Annotated in this window: 20 protein-coding genes; 3 read left to right on the top strand and 17 right to left on the bottom strand. The window is 55.9% G+C overall.

Annotated features, from left to right (window positions below):
• Positions 1 to 29 precede the first annotated feature (29 nt).
• From B5F80_RS08505 to B5F80_RS08460, 10 genes are all read right to left on the bottom strand, one after another.
• A complete protein-coding gene (locus B5F80_RS08505) occupies positions 30 to 863 on the bottom strand; it encodes a 4Fe-4S binding protein (protein WP_087478400.1) in 834 nt (277 codons plus the stop codon).
• Positions 860 to 1465: a flavodoxin gene (locus tag B5F80_RS08500; protein WP_158099971.1), complete on the bottom strand. Its 606-nt coding sequence runs from the start codon at positions 1463 to 1465 to the stop codon at positions 860 to 862. Before B5F80_RS08500 ends, B5F80_RS08505 begins: the two co-directional genes overlap by 4 nt.
• Before the next feature lie 243 nt (positions 1466 to 1708).
• Positions 1709 to 4921, bottom strand: a complete 3213-nt coding sequence (locus B5F80_RS08495; RefSeq protein WP_158099970.1) for a S8 family serine peptidase — start codon at positions 4919 to 4921, stop codon at positions 1709 to 1711.
• Positions 4922 to 5478: 557 nt separating this feature from the next.
• Positions 5479 to 7761, bottom strand: coding sequence for an adenosylcobalamin-dependent ribonucleoside-diphosphate reductase (locus B5F80_RS08490; RefSeq protein WP_087478397.1), 2283 nt, complete (start codon positions 7759 to 7761; stop codon positions 5479 to 5481).
• Between the two features lie 149 nt (positions 7762 to 7910).
• A complete protein-coding gene (locus B5F80_RS08485; RefSeq protein ID WP_087478396.1) occupies positions 7911 to 8357 on the bottom strand; it encodes a GNAT family N-acetyltransferase in 447 nt (148 codons plus the stop codon).
• A 23-nt stretch (positions 8358 to 8380) separates the two neighbouring features.
• Positions 8381 to 9325 carry an alpha/beta hydrolase gene (locus B5F80_RS08480; protein WP_087478395.1) on the bottom strand — a complete coding sequence of 315 codons (945 nt, stop codon included), beginning with the start codon at positions 9323 to 9325 and terminating at the stop codon, positions 8381 to 8383.
• A 12-nt stretch (positions 9326 to 9337) separates the two neighbouring features.
• Positions 9338 to 9715 carry a dihydroxyacetone kinase phosphoryl donor subunit DhaM gene (dhaM, locus tag B5F80_RS08475; RefSeq protein WP_087478394.1) on the bottom strand — a complete coding sequence of 126 codons (378 nt, stop codon included), beginning with the start codon at positions 9713 to 9715 and terminating at the stop codon, positions 9338 to 9340.
• Positions 9716 to 9770: 55 nt separating this feature from the next.
• Positions 9771 to 10397 (bottom strand): dihydroxyacetone kinase subunit DhaL, encoded by a 627-nt coding sequence (dhaL, locus tag B5F80_RS08470; protein WP_087478393.1) that lies wholly within the window; start codon positions 10395 to 10397, stop codon positions 9771 to 9773.
• A gap of 14 nt (positions 10398 to 10411) precedes the next feature.
• On the bottom strand, positions 10412 to 11401 hold the full coding sequence (gene dhaK, locus B5F80_RS08465; protein WP_087478392.1) for a dihydroxyacetone kinase subunit DhaK: 990 nt from the start codon (positions 11399 to 11401) through the stop codon (positions 10412 to 10414).
• Positions 11402 to 11493: 92 nt separating this feature from the next.
• Entirely contained in the window at positions 11494 to 12156 is a 663-nt protein-coding gene (locus B5F80_RS08460; RefSeq protein WP_087478391.1) for a TetR family transcriptional regulator, read from the bottom strand.
• Between the two features lie 159 nt (positions 12157 to 12315).
• On the opposite strand from B5F80_RS08460, the gene B5F80_RS08455 reads away from it, so the two are divergent.
• Positions 12316 to 12867, top strand: coding sequence for a flavin reductase family protein (locus B5F80_RS08455; protein ID WP_087478390.1), 552 nt, complete (start codon positions 12316 to 12318; stop codon positions 12865 to 12867).
• Between the two features lie 32 nt (positions 12868 to 12899).
• Positions 12900 to 13379: a flavodoxin gene (locus B5F80_RS08450; RefSeq protein WP_239386335.1), complete on the top strand. Its 480-nt coding sequence runs from the start codon at positions 12900 to 12902 to the stop codon at positions 13377 to 13379.
• A gap of 231 nt (positions 13380 to 13610) precedes the next feature.
• Here B5F80_RS08450 and B5F80_RS08445 read toward each other — a convergent pair whose 3' ends face one another.
• Together B5F80_RS08445 and B5F80_RS08440 are read right to left on the bottom strand one after the other, a co-directional pair.
• The gene (locus tag B5F80_RS08445) at positions 13611 to 13871 is read right to left on the bottom strand and encodes a hypothetical protein (RefSeq protein WP_087478388.1); all 261 of its coding nucleotides are present in this window, start codon (positions 13869 to 13871) and stop codon (positions 13611 to 13613) included.
• Positions 13872 to 14010: 139 nt separating this feature from the next.
• Positions 14011 to 14559, bottom strand: coding sequence for an Rpn family recombination-promoting nuclease/putative transposase (locus B5F80_RS08440; protein ID WP_198643441.1), 549 nt, complete (start codon positions 14557 to 14559; stop codon positions 14011 to 14013).
• A 134-nt stretch (positions 14560 to 14693) separates the two neighbouring features.
• On the opposite strand from B5F80_RS08440, the gene B5F80_RS08435 reads away from it, so the two are divergent.
• Positions 14694 to 15593: a LysR family transcriptional regulator gene (locus B5F80_RS08435; protein ID WP_087478386.1), complete on the top strand. Its 900-nt coding sequence runs from the start codon at positions 14694 to 14696 to the stop codon at positions 15591 to 15593.
• A 74-nt stretch (positions 15594 to 15667) separates the two neighbouring features.
• On the opposite strand, the gene B5F80_RS08430 is transcribed toward B5F80_RS08435, so the two are convergent.
• The 5 genes from B5F80_RS08430 to B5F80_RS08410 all read right to left on the bottom strand — a co-directional run bounded on the left by B5F80_RS08430 (position 15668) and on the right by B5F80_RS08410 (position 20819).
• A complete protein-coding gene (locus B5F80_RS08430; protein ID WP_087478385.1) occupies positions 15668 to 16624 on the bottom strand; it encodes an MBL fold metallo-hydrolase in 957 nt (318 codons plus the stop codon).
• 22 nt (positions 16625 to 16646) lie between these two features.
• Positions 16647 to 17831, bottom strand: a complete 1185-nt coding sequence (locus B5F80_RS08425; protein WP_087478384.1) for an MFS transporter — start codon at positions 17829 to 17831, stop codon at positions 16647 to 16649.
• Positions 17832 to 17905: 74 nt separating this feature from the next.
• Positions 17906 to 19015, bottom strand: coding sequence for an alpha/beta hydrolase (locus B5F80_RS08420; RefSeq protein ID WP_204246376.1), 1110 nt, complete (start codon positions 19013 to 19015; stop codon positions 17906 to 17908).
• 332 nt (positions 19016 to 19347) lie between these two features.
• Positions 19348 to 19887, bottom strand: a complete 540-nt coding sequence (gene pyrR, locus B5F80_RS08415) for a bifunctional pyr operon transcriptional regulator/uracil phosphoribosyltransferase PyrR (RefSeq protein WP_087478383.1) — start codon at positions 19885 to 19887, stop codon at positions 19348 to 19350.
• 14 nt (positions 19888 to 19901) lie between these two features.
• Positions 19902 to 20819, bottom strand: coding sequence for an RluA family pseudouridine synthase (locus B5F80_RS08410; RefSeq protein ID WP_087478382.1), 918 nt, complete (start codon positions 20817 to 20819; stop codon positions 19902 to 19904).
• Position 20820: the final 1 nt, after the last annotated feature.

The following is a 20820-nucleotide window of genomic DNA, read 5'->3' as shown; positions in this document are numbered from 1 at the left end:
CACAATCATACTGTTTGATATATACTCTTTTATGTTCCAAAAGGCCGCCTGATGCCGATAGCCTTCGTCGGGCAGGCGGACATACAAGCGCCGCAGCCGATGCATTCCCTGTCGCCTACGGAGCGGATATCCATCGGGCACGTCTGCACACAGGCGGAGCAATGAATGCACGCCTTGACGTCTACGGTCATTCCCACGGCGGAAAACCGGTTGAACAGGCCGTAAAACGCACCGAGGGGGCAGAGAAAGCGGCAGAACGGGCGGTATATCCACAGCATCGCCACGAGCAGTGCCATGACCCAGAAAAACTTGGCATTCTGCACGGCAATGACTAAATTGTCGACACTGCCCTGAAACAGCGTCGGCAGAAACAGGGCTTCCAGGAAATTCCCCGGGCAAATCCAGGCGCAGAAGGCCGTAATCCCACGCCCCGTCACCAGCCCCGTATACAAGGGAATGGCTAATACAAACAAAGCATTCACTGCATATTTTACATAGGACAAATAATAGGTCATTCGGTTCTTTTTCAGCTTCGGAAAGGGAACCTTGTGCAGCAGCTCCTGCAGCCAGCCCATGGGGCAGGCCCAGCCGCAAATCATACGGCCGAATAAGAGGCCAAACAATACCAGCATCCCCCAAAACTGCCAGGCCACGGCAGAAAAGGAGCCGCTCAGCGCCTGCTGGGTCACGCCTAGGGGACACCCGGCAATGGTATAGCGGCAATACTGGCAGTTCAACCCGGGCACGCAGGTCTTGTCATAGGGAAAATCGACGGCCCGGCCCGTCAGGGGCGTAAAGGCGTTGGCGTTGTATAACACAGCCGCGCAGAGCTGCACGGCATGGCGGCGAATCTGCAGCTTCATCGGTTCCGACCTCCTTGTATGGCATTTAGTCCCAGCGAATCTATCCAAGACGCGACGGCTTCTTTGCAATGTCCAGCCTGAGATGCATGAACGGCCAATCCCTTAGCAAGGACGGCGTCCGGCGCGGCAGCCCGAATATCGTCGATGCTGCTGCCCCAGCCGCTCAGGCCGTAGGTCACGAAGGGAACGATGGTCTTTCCCTTCCAGTCCGTCTGTTTCAAAAAAGTAAACACTCCTGCCGGCGGCGCATTATACCAATTTGGGAATCCTAAAAAGACGACGTCATAGCGGCTCATATTCGGCATCGGTTCGGCCAAGGACGGCCGGAGCCCTTCGTTGTATTCCGCCTTGGCCTGGCTCTGCATGGCCGGCGCATTCTTCGGATACGCAATGTTCGTCCGTATGCGGTACAAGTCGCCGCCCGTTTCTTGCTGAATCGCCTTGGCGACGGCCTCCGTATGGCCGCTCTGGGAATAATAGGCAATCAGTATACGTTCCGGTGCAGCGGCCTGCACGGATTCTGCCGGCTGCGGGTAGGAAGCAAAGGCCCAGCCGATGGTCACGGCCAGGGCCGCGGCGATGAGTATTCCTCCAAATTTCACGACGCACCTCCTGCAATGAATAAAACGATTTATTATAACTCAATGACGAAGGAGACTAGCTGCAGCCGTCGCCGGCTAAAAAAAGAAGGCGTCTCCTCGTCGAGACACCTTCATTATAAAGTGCGGCCTTGGCTGCGTCTAATGCTTATAGCGGATGATGAAACATTCATTTCCTGTATATCTTAGCCTATCCGATACGGCGATTGCCAATCTCTCGTTTCCATCTTGATTCGCCTCACGGCATCAGAAGCGATAGGCGACGTTCACGGCGGCGCTCAGGTCACGGCTCGTATGGGACCAGGCCTGCTCTACGGCTCCGCCGATTTCCCAGCGGTCGGACAGCTTGGCCGATGCGTAGGCCGACGCTATGACGTGATCCTTGCTGCGGTTCATAGATTGTACGCCGAATCCCAAGCCCGTTCCTCTGACATAGGAATATCCCGTATGCTGGACGTCGCCGTCGAAGACGCGCCGATAGGCTACGGTTAAGCCGTAGGTCTTGCCCTTTCGCTCCCGCTTCATATCGACGCCGATTTCGCCGGCCAGATAGTCGTCGCTGAACCCGTCGCTGCTAAGGGAATAGACGCTCCCGTCTTCTCTGAAGCTGTCCTGCTTGTAATGGGCGTAATCTATGCCGACATAGGGGCTGACGTGCCAGGCGTCTTCCCGGCCGTACTGCAAGTCATAGGCATAGGTCGCGCCGACGCCGAAGACCGTGCTGTCGTAGTCGCTCGTCGCCTTGCTTGCCGCGCCGTCATAACTGAAGGAGCTTCCCAAATACCGCGTCAGCTCGTTTTCCTGTCTGCCGTAGCTCATGTAAGCCGTCACCGTGCCGGGCCGGTTCTTCGTGCCGCCGTACAGGCCGACGCTGTAGTTCTTATACGTGCCGTCGGCGTCATAGCCGCTCAGGCTGTTGTCGCTGTAGGCGACCAGCGCGCCGGCATAGACGTCGCCGTCGTCATAGAAATCATAGCCGACTGTCGTGTTCCAGCTGTGCCGTTTCAAGCCGTCGTCCATATTGCCCCAGCCCTTGCCGGTAATCGCCCAGACTGATTCGTCGCGATTCGTCCGCTCCTGCTGCCGTACGGCCTGGCGGACGTCTCGGTTCTGCATGGCGTCGTAGGCCAGTTCCAGATGCATACTTTCGCTGCGGCTCAGGCCGTCTATCGCCGCGCGGACGTTTCCGCTGTCCAAGGCGTACAGGCGGTACATATCCTTCTGCTCGTCTTTATCCAGCGCGCTGTACAAGCCGTTTACAGCGGCAAAGCGGTCGGCAGCAATGCCGGCGTTGTTGTCAGCCTTCGTCGTCAAGTTGAGGCTGTCGCCGTCTTGTCTCACTTCACTGTCGAGCAAGCCGCTGAACGAACCGTTCAGGCTATTTGCTCCAGTTATTACGCCTACGCCGCCGCTCGTCAAAATCGTGCCCGTTACACCGGGGGCGGCATACTGCCCTGCTTGCAGGGTCATTTGGGAAAGGTCGGCGTCCTGTTGAACGTGGAGACGGGCATACGTCGTACCGTCTGTATTGGCGATAATCCTTCCCTTTCCACTAAACGTCCCTTTTACGTTCAAGGTCTGCGCCGTACCGTCGTCCTTTGTCACAGCGCCCCAGCTCCCAGCGGCGACGGCTCCATTATTATACAAGTTTCCATTAATGGTACCGCTACCGGCAATGGCGCCCGCATCCTCACTGTAGGCATCGCCGGCGACGGAGCCGTCGATCTGCAGGGTTCCGCCGGCGGCTATCGTCGCGCCTTTATAGGTATTTTTACCGTTCAGGGCCAGCGTCCCGTCTCCGGTCTTTTTCAGGCCGCCTTGGAGGCCTAAAAGGCCGTTGTCATCGACATATTTGTTATAGTCTTCTACATAGCGGTCGGCAAAGCTAACTGTGTCGTCTGTGCTGTCTAGGTCAAAGTCCTCCGTATAGTATACCCAGCGGTCATGCAGATCCTTAATATCGCCGTCTGCCCCGTCAAACGCCGTATTTTCGTCGCCCAAGGGATATTCGGCAATATGTCCGGCCCGTATTTCGCCGATGTCGTTGCTCCATACCGAGTCATAGCCCTGCGTATCGACAGTGTATAAAGCTTGGTCTTTCTGCTCTCCGCCGACGGTATAGGCGCCGCTCACATCGTCTTTCGTCAGGCGGCGCACGTTTATCGCCCCTAAGCCGTTCGTCGCCTTGTCGGCGTCGACGACGCCCTGGCCGAACAAGACGTCCATAGGCACGTCGGTATAGATATTAAGTTTTAGGGTTCCCTCATCGACGAGTTTCCGAATATAGTCGGCAAACTCCTGCCCGTTACTACAATCATAGGTATACCCATAAACATCCTTCATGTGCCAATCAAACTCATCTTTAAGCAATACCTTTAGACTCCCATCATCACTCTGATACTCTTGGTTATAGGCCTTACGAATTAAAGCATACGCTGCCTCCTGTTTTTGCGTTTCGCCTTCTGCGCCGTCGACAAGATATACGGAAAGGCCTTCTAACGAAGACCGGTTTGGTCCAAAGGACAGGGTGACAAACCCATTGTCTGAGTCTGACAGCTTAATGTTTTTATTGGCCGTACTCAGCAGGACGTCGCCGATTTGCTTGCCGCTCAAATAGGGATAGGCCTGCTGCACCAAGGCGCCGACGCCGGTCGCCATCGGGGTGGCAAAGGACGTCCCGTCTCTATAGATCGTCTCCCCTATCTCCAAGGCATCTGGTCCATATATTGTTGTACCGAAAGCGCTCAGGGAATAGTCTTCCGCATACGCAGACAGATTGGTAAACAGCGAAAGGGCGCCGACAGAAGCAAGTATAGAGCCGTCGTCTTGTTCCGCCAAATAGAAATGGCTCGCCGACGTGACGTTTACGATGTGATTCCGCAAGGCCTCGTCGCTGCCGGCATGAACTTGCAGGGAATCGCTTATTACCTGGCCGTCGTTCCCAGCGCTAAAAACAAGGAGTTTGTCCTGCCGCGCCGCTTCTGCCGCCTCGCCGTACCATACGCGCTCATCATTCCGTATCCTATCATAAAGAAACTCGTACTCTGCATCTTCTGTAAACTTGCTGCTGATAAAACCGCTCCAGGAATTATTGATAATTTTTATATTTTCATCGTCCAAAAATCCCGTATACCAATGATCGTTCGTAAAATTGCCGTACGCCGCAAAGGCAAGTCCGGCGTCGAAAGCTACGCCGTGCATGCCGAAATCGTTTTTATCGGCCATGATGATTCCCGACACCATCGTCCCATGTATTCGTAGATCCATATCACCGGGCAGCGCTTCGTCGTCTGTCGGCTGCACGATCTGGACATCCTGATCGATAAAATCGGGAATATACGGATTGATATTGTCATCTATGACGCCGACGGTAACGCCCTTGCCCGTATAGCCCTTGGCGTACGTATCGGACAGGTTCATAAAATCATAGGGGCTTTGAACCCACCACCTTCCGTTCACGCCGTAATACTCGTCGGTTACAAATTCATTAGCCTCTGCAGGAAGTACGCCGGCAGGCATCGCCCAGCCCAACGCCAGCGTGGCTATCAGTGTTAATGTGGTTTGTGGTTTTTATTCATCGGTATACCTCGCTTTGATTTGTACCTTTTGCAGGGGTGAGCTTCCCGTCATAGCGCCAGGGTACGTTCTTTTTATAGTATATCATACGATTCTGATTTCTTCCTATAGGCTGCCGACGAGATGTATCTTCTTCGTATCCCATCGGATGGCAAGGGGACATCCCGCCAACGGCAGAACCCTTGTGTTGTCCTTCCTGCATGAAGCCGCATAGACGAGTTCCCATCCCGGTACGTTATTTTAAAATGCTGAAACGATGTTTGCGTCTATATGCTATACGAAGACGCTTTCGTTACAGCGCACCGTAAACTGACTCAGAGTCCTCATAGTACAGCCCATACGCGACGTCATTACCAGGAGCCGCATCGTTCCGCCTGTTCCCATAGAAAAAGCAGGCCGTCTCCGACAGACAGCCTGCTTGCAGTATTGTCGTTATCCTATTAATTGCACTTGCTCCAGCCGCAGTTTTTGCAGGTGTTGCAGCCTCCTTCAAAGACTAAGGGCTCGCCGCACTGAGGGCAGAAGATGCTTTCGGCCGTGACTTTTTTATCGGCCTTCGGTTTGACCGGCGCTTTTTTGACCGGCACGTCGCCCTGGGTCACGGCGGCGGACTGGCGCAGGTCCTCCTGCACTTCGTCGTACATGTCGAGAAGGGCGTTGCCGACGGCCATGGGGCAGCAGGAGCCCTTGCTCGTATCGCCCCGCGTAGCCCGGCGGACCGAGTAGGACGGGCAGTTCCCCGTCGAGTTGAGCTGGTCGATGATGGTGTAGATGTCGATGCCGGCGCGGGCGCTGATGGAAATCATGCGGGACAGGCCAATCATGAAGTTGTTGCAGCCGCCTGTCGAGCCCTTGCTCAGGTACGTTTCCAAGAGGGCTCCCGTTTCGGGATCGAAGAAGGCCAGGCAGTGCAGGCTGCCGCAGCCCGTGACGAGCTTGCGTTTTTTGCCGATGACGTTGTCGTCGATGCTGACGATTTCGCCCCGTTCGAGGCCTGCGCCGGCGATGGGGGCGGCCTTCTTGTCGACGTGGGTCGTCAGGATGCCGGCCCGCTTGCAGCCGTCGCGGAACAAGGTCAGGCCCTTGCAGCCTTTTTCATAGGCCAGGAGGTAGAGGTTTTCCGTGTCTTCGACGGTGAAGCTGTTGGGCACGTTGACCGTCGAGCTGATGGAGGCGTCGATGTGCCGCTGCCATATGGCCTGCATGGCGACGCGCTGGTGGTAGTCCAGGGTCAGGGCAGTGACGAAGTATTCCGGCAGCTGGGAGTCGTCTTTAATGTTGTGAGCCTTCATGTACCGTTCGACGATAGGCGTGTAGACCTTATAGTAGACGTCCGTGCCGTGGAGGGACTCGGTTTTCCGTTCGTAGAAGTTGGCGTAAATGGGCTCGATGCCGCCGGAAATGCCCAGCATAGTCGACAGGGTGCCCGTCGGGGCGATGGTCAGGAGCTGGGAATTGCGCAGGCCCTTTTCCTTGACCAGGGCCGCCGTCTTTTTCGTCGTGTTGGCCTTAAAGAAGGGCGTTTCCATGATTTCGTCGATGTGGCACATGTCGAAGGCTCCCCGTTCGCCGGCCAGGTTCGCCGAGGCGGCGATGGCTGTATCGGTCATGGCGAAGCCGATTTCATCGCACAGGGCGACAGCTTCGTCGTTGCCATAGGTGATGCCCAGCTTAATGAGCATGTCGCCGAGGCCCATGATGCCCAGGCCGATCTGCCGCCACTGGCGCACGCTGTCCTGCTGTTCCTGCAGCGGATGGAGGGGCAGGCCTTCGTCGAGGACGTCGTTCAGGGCCCGCACGGCGATGGTCACGCAGCGGCGGAATTCGTTGAAATCAAAGAGTGACTTGTCCGAAAAGGGATCGCGGACGAAGTTCGCCAGGTTCAGGCTGCCCAAGAGACACGAGCCGCCGGCCGGCAAAGGTTCTTCGGCGCAAGGATTGACGCCGGCAAATTTAAATTCTTTCGTATTGGCCAGGAGATTCCACTGGCAGATGCGGTCCCAAAACAGGGCGCCCGGCTCGGCGTAGTCCCAGTTCGTTTCGGCAACGAGTCGGAAGATGTCGGCGGCGTTGACCATACTTTCAATGACCTGGCCCGTTTCCTTCCGCGTATAGTGAAGACGGAACTGCTTATGCTCTTTTACGGCTTCCATAAATTCGTCACTCAGACGGATGGAAATATTGGCCTTTGTCACCTTATTCAAATCGGTTTTCAGCTTGATAAATTCCAGGACGTCGGGATGGGCGCAGTCGATGGAAATCATGAGGGCGCCGCGGCGGCCGTTCTGGCCGATGAGCTCCGTCACGAGGGAATAGAGGGTCATAAAGGATATGGAACCGCTCGTTTCCTTCGCCGCGTTGTTGATGCGCGCGCCTTTGGGGCTGAGGCCGGAAATGTCGATGCCGCAGCCGCCGCCGTAGCTGTACGTGCGGGCCAGCTTTCCGGCGCGGTCGAAGATGCTTTCGATATTGTCTTCCGGCGGCGTCATGACGTAGCAGTTCGACAAGGTAATTTTCTTGCCTTCGTATTCCAATCCGCGGTTGGCCAAAATGCGGCCGCCGAAGAGGAATTTCTGCTCCTTCAGCAGCTGCGCCACGTCTTCGTCATGGCCGCTGACGCGGTCAATCCACTGCTCAAAGGTTTCGCCGTTGTTGCAGTACTTGTTTTTCCAAATATCCATGCCCAGCTGATTCTGTTCGCCCAGCCATTCCTGCTCGTTCATGAAACACCCTCCTATGCATTCTCATATATTATATATGGTATTGTATTATTATTACTTATACTGTATATAGTATTTGCAATGATTCCGTTTCCTATTATAGCAGTCTTGTACGGTCTTCGCAAGGAGATTCTTGCTTGCCCAGAGGCCGTTCATAGGTCCCGGCGGAGGTATATCATGTCGACGAGGCGCACGCCGCCTTCATAGATAGGATGGTCGTAGTGGTCTATGAAAAAATTTCTGACCCAGTGTGATTTCACAAATCCGCAGGCCTCATAAAAGGGTATCGTCAAGGGGCTGTCGCCAGTGCCGACCTGCAGCGTATGAAAGGCGCCCCGATAGCGCCGCCGGATATATTCGACGAAGGCTCGTCCGTATCCGCAGCGCTGCCACGGCGGAGCGACGGCCAGATTTTTAATTTCCAGCACGCCCTCTCCCTCGTCGGTCACGACGCAGACGGCGCGGACGACGCCGTCTTCCATGACGTACAGCCGTCCGCGCTCCAAATAGGCGTCGATAGCCGACTCCTGCTCGTCTGCTATCAGCAGCAGGGGCAGGTATTTCTTTTTGTTATCCATTATTTCTTTGTATTCTATCATGCTGTGGTTTCCGCGACCTTTCGTTACTGCGTGTCCAAGAGAAATTCCGTGACGAGCTGCCGGTATTCCCTTCGGTTTGTAGAAATGCCGACGGCGTGGGGTGAGCCTTCGAAGACATGGACGTATTTCTCTGCACTGGCACAGTTTTCATAGAGGCTCCAGACCGTCTTTACCGGCACGAGGCGGTCCTCCTGCCCGTGGAGGAACAAGACGGGACAGCGTATCGACCGTACGGCGTGGGCCGGCTCGATGTCTGATAAAAACTTGCCCGTGTGATACCACATGGCCCCTTGGAAAAAGGGCATGAGAATGTCGTATTCCCAGACGAGGCGGTCGTCTTTTGCCGCCGCCATGAGCTTTTCCCGTCCCAGGGACACGATGTTGCCGTACGAGCTGTCAGCGACGACGAAGGCCGCGTCCCGTCCGGCGTCGCTGCCGGCGTACAAGAGCGCCATAGCCGCGCCCAGGGATACGCCGTGGAGGCCAACGGTCATCGATGCATCTTTTTCCTTCAGCCACTGTACCCATCGGCCAATGTCGTCGGCTTCCTGGACGCCCCATTTGGTCTGGCCGCCGCTTTCGCCGTGGCCGCGCTGGTCTACGAGGAGGACGTTGTAGCCCAGATTGCGGTACATGCCGACGTAAGGCAGGCACATAGCCCGATTGTGATACAGGCCGTGCAGCAGGATTACCGTATGATGGGAGCCGCCCTGGTCTTCAATATATGTCCCCCGCAAGGGAACGCCGTCACGGCCCGTCGTCTCCGCTTCCTGCCAGTCGAACCGTTCCTCGCCGGCGGCGATTCGCTCTACGTCGCAGGACATGTTTTCAATGCCGAATATGACGTCCCACGGCGCAGAAGCAAAGCGCTCGAAGGCCAGATTGCCGATATACAGTCCCGCGCCGAAGGCCAGCACGGCGGCAAAACAGACCAGCGTGCAGAGGAATTTAAGTAAACGCCTTATCATAGTCTCCCGTCCTTACAGCTTGCGGTCCCGTCCGCCTTCGACCTTTTCCTGCATCTCGTCTATGGCCGTGCCGCCTTCTGCTTCGACGGCAGCGATGACTGCGCCTTCGACAAAGGGGCAGTCGAGAAGGACGACGCGCTTGTCGTCCAGGGCTTCGACGACCATCTCGGCCGTCATGACGGCGCTACCCATGTCCATGATGACGACGACGCCGTCTTCCGAATACACCGACTCGACGGCGGCGCAGATTTTTTCAAAACTCGTGCCCAGGCCGCCGTCCTCCATGCCGCCGGCTGCGGCGACGGGAGCCGCCGGAGCCATCATCTTCGCCAGCTCGGCTGCGCCTTCCGCCGCCTTTTGGCTGTGCGATACCAATACGATGCCTACCATATTTTTTCCTCCTTCACAGGTAAGGCCGGCAATACGCCGGCCCGTTTTTCTATCCTTATTCGTCTATGTGCTCCGCCATGGTCCGCAGCATGTACCACGACGACGTCGCTCCCGGGTCCTGATGGCCTAAGCTGCGTTCGCCGAGGTAGCTGGCCCGGCCCTTGGTGGCGATGATCGTCTTCGTATAAGCCACGCCCTGTTCGGCTGCCGCCGCGCCGTCCTGCAGGGCTTCCTTCAACGATTTGCCGTTTTCTACGGCTGCTTTCACTGCCCGCAGTGCCGGGCATAAGGCGTCGAGCATCGTCTTTTCGCCTTCCGTCGCCTTGCCACGCATCTTAATGCCTTCGACGGCTGCTTCCATGGCCGCGGCGAAGGCCGGCCCGTCCAGCTCGGTCATCCCCTTGCAGGCCATGCCGGCCTTCATGAACGCCGTGCCGTACAGGGGGCCCGACGCGCCGCCGACCGTCGATACGAGCTGCATGCCCACGCCTTTAAGAAGGGTGCCGATGTCCGTATTGGCCCAAGTCGGCAGCTTTTGTTCTACGGCGGCAAAGCCGCGGGCCAGGTTGATGCCGTGGTCGCCGTCGCCGATTTCATTATCGAGCTGCGTCAGGAATTCTTTATTTTCTTCTATGGTTTTTGCAATGGCCGCTATGACTTCGGCTAATTTCTGCGTATTCAATCGCCTGTCCCTCCTTATTTCTTCCAAGCCAGCGTATCGGCTTTGGCGTCGTAGAGCTTCTTCATTTCATCATCCAGCCGCAGCAGCGTCAGGGAGAAGCCGGCCATTTCGATGGACGTCATGTAGTTGCCGACCATCGTATCGTAGACGCGGATGCCTTTTTCCTTCAGGTAGTCCTGCACGAAGTTGTTGACGATGTACAGCTCCATGAGAGGCGTGCCGCCCATGCCGTTGACCAGGACGACGACGTCGCTGCCGGTATAATCCAAATCGGCGAGGATATTGTCGAGAAGCGTTTTCGCAATGGAATCAGCCGTGCCCAGGGCTTCGCGGTGCGTGCCCGGCTCGCCGTGGATGCCGATGCCGATTTCCATTTCCGTATCGGACAGCTCAAAGCCCGGCTTGCCTGCCGCCGGCACCGTGCAGGGCTCGATAGCCATGCCCATGGAGCGGACGTTGGCGATGACCTTTTCCGCCGTGGCCTTGACTTCTTCCAGGCTCGCGCCTTCGGCGGCCTTGGCCCCGGCGATTTTATGCACGAAAATCGTGCCGGCTACGCCGCGCCGTCCCGTCGTGTACAGGCTGTCCTTGACGGCTACGTCGTCGTTGACGACGACGTAATCGGCCTTAATGCCTTCGTCGGCAGCCATTTCGATGGCCATTTCAAAATTCATGACGTCGCCGGTATAGTTTTTGACGACGCACAGCACGCCTTTATCCGTCGCGACGGCCTTGATGCCTTCCAGCACCTGGTCCGGCGTCGGCGACGTAAAGACCGTACCGGCTACGGCGCAGTCCAGCATGCCTTCGCCGACGTAGCCGCCGTGAGCCGGTTCATGGCCGCTGCCGCCGCCGCTGACCAGGGCGACCTTGTCTTCCTGCTTCGGCTCCCGCACGACAATCGTCCCGTAGTCGAGCTTGCGCAGCTTCTGCGGCGCCGCCTTGACCAATCCCAGGATCATTTCCTCTTCAACGTTCGCCACGTCGTTTATAATTTTTTTCATTGCCTCTTCCTCTCCTTTTCCATAAAAAATAAATAGTGCCTGTCATTTGACTTTAGTATAGCAACATTTCAGAGAAATCACAATATATGCCTTCATCCCCGCTGTTTCTTCCGGCCTGCGACGTAATACTCCAAGTTCATGGCGATGAACCGCTTCATATTATCCTGAAAATCGACGGGCTCGACGGCGATGCCGGCCCTCTCCAAGGCCTGCTGCAGCAGGGGATTATCGCAGCACATACTGCATATGCCGACGGCGTGGAAATACACGGCCAAGATGCACTCATAGGCTTCTTCCCGCCGGATTTCCAAATTCTGCGCCAGCACGGCGGACAGCGCTCCGGCTTTCTCGAAATACAAGGCTTTAAACTCTGCCAGCCTGTCGACGGATACGTTCGTCTCGATAATGGACGACAAAATGTCGCCGTAGCGCAGGTAGTCCCGATGAGCCGACAGGATGCCGGCCCACACCTCGGCGTATACGCCTACGGCATAGCCGCAGCCAGGGGGAAAGGCCGCCAGCAGGGCGTCCATGTAGGCGCTCATCTTTTCGCCGCACAAGGCCAAAAAAATATCTTCCTTGCTGGTTACGTATTTATATAAATTAGCCCGGGTCCACGACAGCTCGGCGGCGATGGTCGTCAGCGTGATATCGTGATAGGGCTTGGCGGAAAACAGCCTGTCTGCCGCCCGTTTCACTTCTTCCATGCGCGCTTCCTTCTGTTCGGCGCTCCGCGCCCTGACAAATTCCGACATATAGCCCTCCTCGTACGCAATCCTTCATGATATAACTCCATTATAGCCCATGAGGCTATACATTGACAAGAATCATCGCGTATGCTATTATTTTATTAAGTTACGTTATGTTATTTATTTATTAATTACTATACAGTGCGTTTTTACAGGAGGAATCATATGAAAAAGAATATCGGCGCCTTTCCCGCTTTGTACCCGACGCCCCTCACCCTGGTCGGCGCGATGGTCGATGGCAAGACGAGCTGGATGACCGTCGCCCACGTCGGCGTTATCGGCCACGACCGCATCCTCATCAGCTGCGCGAAGATTCACTATACCAACAAAGGTATCCGCCAGCACGGCGTCGTCTCGGTCAGCCTCGTCGACGAAGCCATGCTGCCTAAAGCTGACTGCGCCGGCAGCGTCAGCGGCCACCGGGACGACAAATCGAGGCTGTTCGAGTGGACGGCCGGCGAAACGGGCGCGCCGATACCGACGGAATCGCCGCTGGTCATGGAATGCCGCGTCGTTGACAATTACGAAACGGAAACGTTTGATAATTTCATTTTGGAAATCAAGGCCGTATGGGCCGAAGAAGGCGTCCTGACAGCCGACGGCAAGCCGGACTACGAAAAAATCGCGCCGGTCCTGTTTGAATTTCCGACGTACACCTATCTCCGCACGGGCAAGCGCCTCGGAAAATGCCTTTCCTTCGCCGGAACGAAAAGATAAGATTCTATATATTTCATGACAAGGAGGATTTTATGATGAACAAACCCTTAGTAGCGTATTTTTCCGCCAGCGGCACGACGGCCAAAGCAGCGGCCGTATTAGCCCAGGCAACCAAAGCCGATATCTATGAAATCGTGCCGGAAACGCCGTACACCCCGGCCGACTTAGACTGGACCGACCGCAGCAGCCGCACGACAGAAGAAAAGAACGATCCCTCCTTCCGCCCGGCCATAGGCGGCAAATCCCTCGACGTCAGCCCTTACGACACCATTTATCTCGGCTTCCCTATCTGGTGGTACACGGCCCCGTCAATCATCAAGACCTTTTTGGAAAGCCACGATTTTTCCGGCAAGACGATCGTACTCTTCGCTACGTCCGGCGGCAGCGGCCTCGGCAGCACAGCCAAAGACCTGCAGCCGTCCTGTCCCGGTGCGACGATTAAATCGGGCAAGCTCCTCAACGGCCGCCAAACCGTCGAAAGCGCGACGAAATGGCTGAACAGCTTTAAATAATAGAATATCCCTACATATAAAACACACGAGTCCGATGGCCCTGTCCTAAAGGTGCCATCGGACTCGTGTGTTTTTACATAGTAACGAATAGGATGTCGTACTGCCGCCTTTCCGTCTGCGTATCTCAAAAACGCCTGCATATCCGGGCCCAGCGGTTTGCCATTGGTTTCTCAAAAAACGACTCCTATCTTACGACATAAGGCGTCCACTCTCACAGACGCCTTATACAGATTATAACAAATGATTCTTTTTCCCTAATTCCATGATATATTCTACCGAGGTTTGCGCACACTCTGCAATACTTTCTACGGAAAATCCCTTCCGCAGCATAGCCAATATCATCATGGTTTCTTTCTTTTTCTCGCCCGTTTTTTCACCTTCGGCAAAGCTCGCCAGCTCGCGCCGTTTGGTTTCCATTGCGTACGTCATATATTCTCGCCTCGTTTCCTTATGTTCCTTCACCCTCATGACTTCATCTTCTACGGCTTTCATAAATCTCCCCTCCGCCGCCTTTCCGTCTACGTATCTCAAAAACGCCCGTATGTCCGCCAACATCTCACTGTCGTCTTCGCAAAATCGAGAGCCTATCTTGCGAAATAAGACACCTGCTCCCGCAGATGCCTTAGTCAGACTACAATAAACAATTCTTTTTCCCTAATTCCGTAACATAGTCTGCCGATACACGCGCGCACTCAGCAACCTTACCGTCGACGTAACGCAAGAACGCTCGTATATCCGGGTCCAGAGCTTTGTCGTCGCCTTTACAGTTTAAAAATAGTTTTGTTCCTTCGTCTCCCAGTTCTATAGCTTCCTTTTCGATGCAGTGATTCCGAAAGGTATAGACGGGCAGGCCGTCGCCAAAAGCGTCGAAGGTGCAAATGAAGATAATGTACGACGGATTTAAGCAGTCGTAATCTTCGCCTGTCTCTAATATTTCCATATCAATCATGGCCTGATAATATCGCGTCCGCTTGGTCAGGCCACCGTTCGGTTCGTTTTCGCACTGCATTTCAATATCGAATACTCGTCCCGTATCATCTTTAACATATACGTCAAGACGGACGCTCTTGCTGTCCAATCGGATATCTATCGTTTTTTCCACATCTGGATAGGTAATGTCGGCGATTTTGATGTTTAAAATTTTTTCGATTAAATATTGACACAATCGTTTATTTCTCATTACTTTTCTTACTTGTAGTATATCAAACATCCGTACGTTTCGACAATATACCGGGCTATAACAAAACGGAAATGAAGGCTCCGCTGCATCTCGTATGATATAATACAGATAGATATTATAAAGGAGCTGAGGTCATGGAAATCCGCGTACTTCGATATTTTCTTACAGTAGTGCAGGAAGGCAGCATCACCCAGGCGGCAAAGGCCCTGCACGTCACGCAGCCGACCTTGTCGCGGCAGCTCATGGAGCTGGAAGAGGAACTAGGGCAGCAGCTGTTTATCCGCGGCAGCCGCCGCATCAGCCTGACCGAAGAGGGACTTCTCCTGCGCCAGCGGGCCGAAGAAATCCTCAGCCTCATCGACAAGACGACGACGGAGTTTTCCGCTATGGACGACGCCTCAATCCGCGGCGAAGTGCGCATCGGCTGCGGCGAAGGCGAGCCCATTCGCTTTATCGCCCGCACGCTGACGGCGATGCGGCGTTCCTATCCTTTCATCCAAACCCATTTCTACAGCGGCAACGCGCCCGACGTGCTGGACAAGCTGGATAAGGGGCTGACAGATTTCGCCGTCGTCTTCGGCCCCCTTGATTTGACTCCCTATCACTACCTGCGCCTGCCTGGAGCGCATCACTGGGGGCTGCTCATGCCCAAAGGCTGCCCCCTCAGCCAAAAGGGCACTATCAGCCCTGCCGATCTCTTGTCTTTACCACTCATTTGCTCAGCCCAGGCATTGGAACAAAATGAATTTGCCGGCTGGCTCGGCGTGCCCGTCGAGCAGCTTCATATCGTCGCCATATACAACCTCTTTTATAACGCATCCCTGCTGGTTCAGGAAGGGCTGGGCTATGCCACCTCCTTCGACAATCTCGCCCCAACCGGGCCGGCCAGCCCGCTGTGCCATCGCCCCTTCCATCCGCCCCTCCAGGCAATCCCGTACTTGCTTTGGAAAAAATCGCACCGCTTTTCCAAAGCCAGCCGCATCTTTCTGGAGCATATCCGCAAAGATTTAACGGCCATCTCATTAGACACGTAATATCAAACAGCAGCAAATCCTCCCTATGTCCTATCATCAGGACACAGGGAGGATTCTTTATATTATCAGAAAAATTATGGCTTTGTGTCTGAGACGACGACGTAGCCGCCGTCCTTATCCTTGCGGACTTTGCCGATTTGCGGGAAGTGCATGCCTGCAATCAGGCGATCTGTCCGGCTCAGTTCTGACAAAACGCGTTCCCGCGTCTGCGCAGCCAATGCGGGATCAACGTCGTAAACGCTGCAATACTCGGTATGGCGCATCTGAATGGGCGCAACGTGAATCATATCGCCGACGATGGTCAGCCCCTTATTGCCGGACGTAACGTCATAGCACGTATGGCCCATGGTGTGGCCGTTGGCGTTGCGGGCCGTAATCCCCGGCAGGATTTCTTCGTCATAGTCAAATAAGGCAATACGGCCTTCATAAGCCTTTGCCACCTTTCGTGCCAGAACAATGTATTCCGCTTCCCTGTCGGCGCCTTGGACAATCCAGCGGTCATATTCCTTCGCGGCAATATGGAGCACAGCGTTGGGATAAACGGCCTTACCGCCGTGAAGCAGGCCGGAAATATGGTCTACGTCCATATGGGTGAGCAAAATATCTGTTACGTCGTCCGCAGATACGCCGTATTTCGCCAAGTAGTCCACTGTCCTGCCGTCTACGCCGCTTTCCGTGCCCCAGCCGCCGTCGACAAGGACCCGTCTATCTCCCGTTTGACTCAAATAGGTACGGGTAATCGTATGGAACTGCCCCTTCGGCATGAGGGCCATGCGGTCCGGATACTGAGATAGGTCGGGAAAAATGCTGCTTTCTAAAGTCAATGGGCTTTCATCAAAGGCATAGACAGTAATATCATTTAAGACGACTTCCTGGGCCGGCGCAAGGTCGGCATACTGCTGTACGACGGCCGCCGGCTTTGCCGGAACCGTCTGTGGAGCCGCCAGCACGGACGGCATCATCATCGCGGCTATGGCCGCAGCGAACACGGCTTTCGACAGAGTACGCCGCGCAATAAAATGCAAATTCATATCTATTCCTCCTCATAAAATATCATGAAACCTGAGCTATCGTTTCTTCTTTGCCAGGGCGGTGAAACGCGAGCGACCGCAGCCGCAGGAACACGACGCTGACGGCGGCAAAGGCTGCGCCGCCCAGGAGAACCGCCGCCGTCCCCCACTGGGCGATGCACCAGCCGCAGAGGGCCGACGCGGCCATGGTACCGGCGTTGGCCGACGTGAGGAAGATGCCGCTGGCAAATTCCTTTGCTTCCGGCGCAGCCTGGGTGAGGATATACTGCTGCGTGCTGGCGTTGACGCCGCCGATGAAGCCCCAGACCACGACGAGGACGGCCATGACAGCCGCCGTCGCGCCGCCCAGCCATACCAAGGCGTACAGCGCCAGCAGAACCCAGGGAAAAGCCTGCACGGTCAGCCCCTCGTTCCAGCGGATAAGCCGCCCCGACAGGAAGCTGCCTGCGCTGTTGGATAGGCCGTAAACGAATAAAAACAGGCTCACAGCACCGCCGGACAAGGCCGTCACGACGCCCAGGTATTCGGCCAAATAGGTAAATACGCCGAATAAAGCGCCGTTCATGAAGACGATGGCAAAAATCGACATCCACACGGCAGGACGGCGCAGGATGCCGATTTGCTCGCCGTAGGTCCGTTTCGGGCCGGCCGGCATGGACGGAATACAAAACAGTGTCGCTGCAAAAGCCGCCGCTGTGACAGCCGTAAAGAAAGCAAAGGCTGCCTGCAGCGATACGGCGTCGGCCAGGAAGTTGCTGACGGGTACGCCGAGAACCATGCCGGCAGCTACGCCGACCATGACCTTGCCGACGGCATCGGGGGCGTACTCCTGCGGCACCGCTTCTGCCGCCGCCGAAAAGGCCAGGGCGCAGTACACGGGATGGAAAAAGGCCGGAATGACCCGGGCCGCCAAGAGGATGGCAAAGCTGTCCGTCACGGCCGATATGACGTTGCCGGCGATAAAGACGGCCAGCACGAAGAGCATCGCCTTTTTCCGCTCAAACCGCGACATGAGCAGGGGCATGACCGGCCCCGACACGGCGACGATGAGGGCAAACAAGCTGACCAACGCCCCCGCTTCGGAAATAGACACGCTGAAATACGCCGATACATACGGCAGAAGGCCGATAACCCCCATTTCCGTATTTAAAATGCCGAACACGCCGACGGCTAAAATAAAGATAAACAACCGATGTCCTTTCATCATGGCCTCCTATGGGCGGAACAGACGGCGGCGCTGCCGCATCCGCTATGGATTGCCGCAGCGCCTGCCGATTTCCATTAGTTCTTTAAATATTGATTGAAAAACTGCGTCAGCTTGCCGAAGGGGATGACGTCGGTCCTGTCGTACAAATCGACATGGCCTGCATTGGGGACGATGTACAGCTCCTTCGGTTCGCTCGCCAAACGATACGCGTCTTCGCTGAATTCACGGGAATGGGCGTTGGCTCCGGCGATGAACAGCATGGGCCGCGGCGAAATCAAATCCAAGTCGTTGAAGGGATAGAAATTCATGAACTTCACGTTTGTCGTCAGCGTCGGGTGGGTCGTGTGAGCCGGGTCTTCGCCGGGCGTCGTATACGAGCCGCGGGACGTGCGGTAGTAATCGTAGAATTCGCGCTGAATCGGGTCCGTATCCTCCGTCAGCTCGTGGGTCGTGCCGCTCGTATATTGTCGTTCGCCGCCTTCAAATTCGACATAGCGCTGCTGGGCCGCCTGGGCGATGATCGCCTTACGCTGCTCCAGCGACACGGAATGATGGAGGCCGTGGCGGTTGGCATCGCCCATATTATACATGCTGACCGTTGCGATAGCCTTGAGGCGCGGGTCGATTTTCGCCGCGCTGATGGCGAAGCTGCCACTGCCGCAGATGCCGATGACGCCCATGTTGTCCCGGTCTACGAAATCGCGGGTGCCGAGGTAGTCGGCGGCGGCGCTGAAGGCTTCGGCATAGGTGTCGGGATTGACGCTGTTGCGCGGCATCCCTTCGCTTTCGCCCCAGTAGGGCAGGTCGATAGCCAAGGTCACATAGTCCTGTTCAGCCATTTTCTGGGCGTACAGGCTGGCGCTCTGCTCCTTCACGGCTCCCATAGGATGGCCGACGATAATGGCCGGCAGCTTCTGTCCGGCTTTCAGCGTCTTAGGAACGAAGAGATTTCCGGCGACCTTCATATCGTATATATCGGTAAACGTCACGGTTTTGCCGTCCACCTTGTCGCTGACGTAGAAATTATCGGCTCCGCGGGACATATCGCCGGGCGGCAGGGTCGCATCGGCTATCAAACGCGGCGCGTGTTCCGCTATATCGGCCGCGGCGGCCAGCCCGCCGAATCCTAAAACGGATAGGCCTAACAAGGCCATGATAATATAGTTTCTGCTTCGTCCTTTCATAGGAATACCTCCTCCGATGTTCTGCTTCAAAAGTCCTTCTCTTGATAGCTAAAGTATATACTACAGGATGAGCAATAACAAATACTTAGAAAAAATGCCAATCCATGTTTTAAAAGCATGGATTGGCATATAAAAAAAACGGCAGCTCCCCTATAGAGCAGCTGCCGCCGCGCCATTACCGCAGGTATTTTGCGTACAGCATATACACGATAAAGGCGACGAGAGGGACGACGACGATTCCTACTAATTGACCTACCATAGTATCACTTCCTTAGAACGTACACGGTAAGGAGGCTGCGAAGCGTCCTATATCTCTTGTTATATATAGTATATCAGATTTGTTCCCGCAGGACGACCTGTTCCTGCCCGTCTACTTCGCGCAGCTGGACGGAAATGTCCTCGCGCCGCGACGTCGGCACGTTTTTCCCCACGTAATCGGCGCGGATCGGCAGCTCGCGGTGCCCCCTGTCGACGAGGACGGCCAGCTCGATGTAGCGGGGCCGGCCCAGCTCCATGATGGCATTCAGGGCCGAGCGGACCGTCCGTCCCGTAAAGAGGACGTCGTCGACTAAAATGACCGTCTTGCCGTCGGCGTCGAAGCGGGTCTGCCCTTTGGCGACCATGTTGATGGACGTCTTTTTGGCGTCGTCGCGATAGGCGGAAATATCCAGGTCATAGACCGGTACGGCCAGGCCTTCAATAGCCGACAGCTCCGCTGCCAGCCGTTTGGCCAGCGGTACGCCCCGGGTATGAATGCCGACGAGAACCGTATTGTCCAGCCCTTTGTTCCGTTCGATGATTTCGTGGGCAATGCGGCGAATCGCCCGGCCCATGGCTTTCTCATCCATGAGCAGATTTTTTTCTTTCCACATCGTACACACCTCGCTTATCTGTGCTGTTCGGCACGGTGCAGGCACGCTGCAAAATCGTCGGGCATAGGCGCTTCGAAGTGCATGGCCTCGCCCGTGACGGGATGGACCAGGTCCAGGCAATGGGAATGAAGGGCCTGCCCCTCAATGGGAAAATCATCTTTTTTATAGCCGTACAAGGGATCGTTGACGACGGGATGGCCGATGTAGGCCATATGGACGCGGATCTGGTGGGTCCGTCCCGTCTCCAGCTTGCATTCAATCCAGGTGTACTCGCCGTAGCGCTTGAGGACGCGGAAATGGGTCACGGCTTCGCGGCCGCCCTTAAAGGTGACGGCCATCTTGATCCGGTCCTTGGGATGGCGGCCGATGGGGCCGTCGACGATGCCCTTTTCTTCGGCAATGTTGCCGTGGACGAGGGCCCAATAGGTACGGCGGGCCGAATGGGCTTTGATCTGCGCGGCCAGTCCCTTATGAGCTTCGTCGTTTTTCGCAGCCACCATGACGCCCGACGTATCCTTGTCCAGGCGGTGGACGATGCCCGGGCGTATGACGCCGTTGATGCCGGACAGCTCGCCGCGGCAGTGGTACAGCAGGGCGTTGACCAGCGTGCCGTCGGGATTTCCCGCCGCCGGATGGACGACCATGCCCCGGGCCTTATTGACGACGATGATGTCCTTGTCTTCGTATACGATATTCAGGGGGATATCTTCCGGCACGGCCTGCAGCTCTGCCGGCTGCTCCATCGTCACGGCTACTTCGTCCCCTTCGCTCAGGCGGCGGTTGCTCTTGGCCGCCTTGCCGTTGACCAGCACATCGCCCGTTTCGACAAGCTGCTGGGCGAAGCTGCGGGATATATCCATCGTCTTGGCCATATAGACGTCCAGCCGCGTATCGGCCCATTCTTCCGTTACGGTTACTCGTACTTCATCCATA

Origin of the sequence: Megasphaera sp. An286 (genome assembly GCF_002163455.1) — a bacterium.
GTDB lineage: Bacteria > Bacillota > Negativicutes > Veillonellales > Megasphaeraceae > Megasphaera > Megasphaera stantonii.
Note: the sequence above shows the minus strand (reverse complement) of the source record. Positions and strands in the feature narration are given on the sequence as shown.

Bases quoted from the DNA above. Each gene is read 5' to 3' on its own strand.
- dhaM (WP_087478394.1), bottom strand. From the start codon at position 9,715: ATGGTAGGCATCGTATTGGTATCGCACAGCCAAAAGGCGGCGGAAGGC.
- B5F80_RS08430 (WP_087478385.1), bottom strand. From the start codon at position 16,624: ATGAATTTGCATTTTATTGCGCGGCGTACTCTGTCGAAAGCCGTGTTC.
- pyrR (WP_087478383.1), bottom strand. From the start codon at position 19,887: ATGTGGAAAGAAAAAAATCTGCTCATGGATGAGAAAGCCATGGGCCGG.
- dhaK (WP_087478392.1), bottom strand. From the start codon at position 11,401: ATGAAAAAAATTATAAACGACGTGGCGAACGTTGAAGAGGAAATGATC.
- B5F80_RS08490 (WP_087478397.1), bottom strand. From the start codon at position 7,761: ATGAACGAGCAGGAATGGCTGGGCGAACAGAATCAGCTGGGCATGGAT.
- B5F80_RS08450 (WP_239386335.1), top strand. From the start codon at position 12,900: ATGATGAACAAACCCTTAGTAGCGTATTTTTCCGCCAGCGGCACGACG.
- B5F80_RS08480 (WP_087478395.1), bottom strand. From the start codon at position 9,325: ATGATAAGGCGTTTACTTAAATTCCTCTGCACGCTGGTCTGTTTTGCC.
- B5F80_RS08410 (WP_087478382.1), bottom strand. From the start codon at position 20,819: ATGGATGAAGTACGAGTAACCGTAACGGAAGAATGGGCCGATACGCGG.
- B5F80_RS08425 (WP_087478384.1), bottom strand. From the start codon at position 17,831: ATGATGAAAGGACATCGGTTGTTTATCTTTATTTTAGCCGTCGGCGTG.
- B5F80_RS08435 (WP_087478386.1), top strand. From the start codon at position 14,694: ATGGAAATCCGCGTACTTCGATATTTTCTTACAGTAGTGCAGGAAGGC.
- B5F80_RS08440 (WP_198643441.1), bottom strand. From the start codon at position 14,559: ATGAGAAATAAACGATTGTGTCAATATTTAATCGAAAAAATTTTAAAC.
- B5F80_RS08460 (WP_087478391.1), bottom strand. From the start codon at position 12,156: ATGTCGGAATTTGTCAGGGCGCGGAGCGCCGAACAGAAGGAAGCGCGC.
- B5F80_RS08455 (WP_087478390.1), top strand. From the start codon at position 12,316: ATGAAAAAGAATATCGGCGCCTTTCCCGCTTTGTACCCGACGCCCCTC.
- B5F80_RS08485 (WP_087478396.1), bottom strand. From the start codon at position 8,357: ATGATAGAATACAAAGAAATAATGGATAACAAAAAGAAATACCTGCCC.
- B5F80_RS08445 (WP_087478388.1), bottom strand. From the start codon at position 13,871: ATGAAAGCCGTAGAAGATGAAGTCATGAGGGTGAAGGAACATAAGGAA.
- B5F80_RS08505 (WP_087478400.1), bottom strand. From the start codon at position 863: ATGAAGCTGCAGATTCGCCGCCATGCCGTGCAGCTCTGCGCGGCTGTG.
- B5F80_RS08420 (WP_204246376.1), bottom strand. From the start codon at position 19,015: ATGAAAGGACGAAGCAGAAACTATATTATCATGGCCTTGTTAGGCCTA.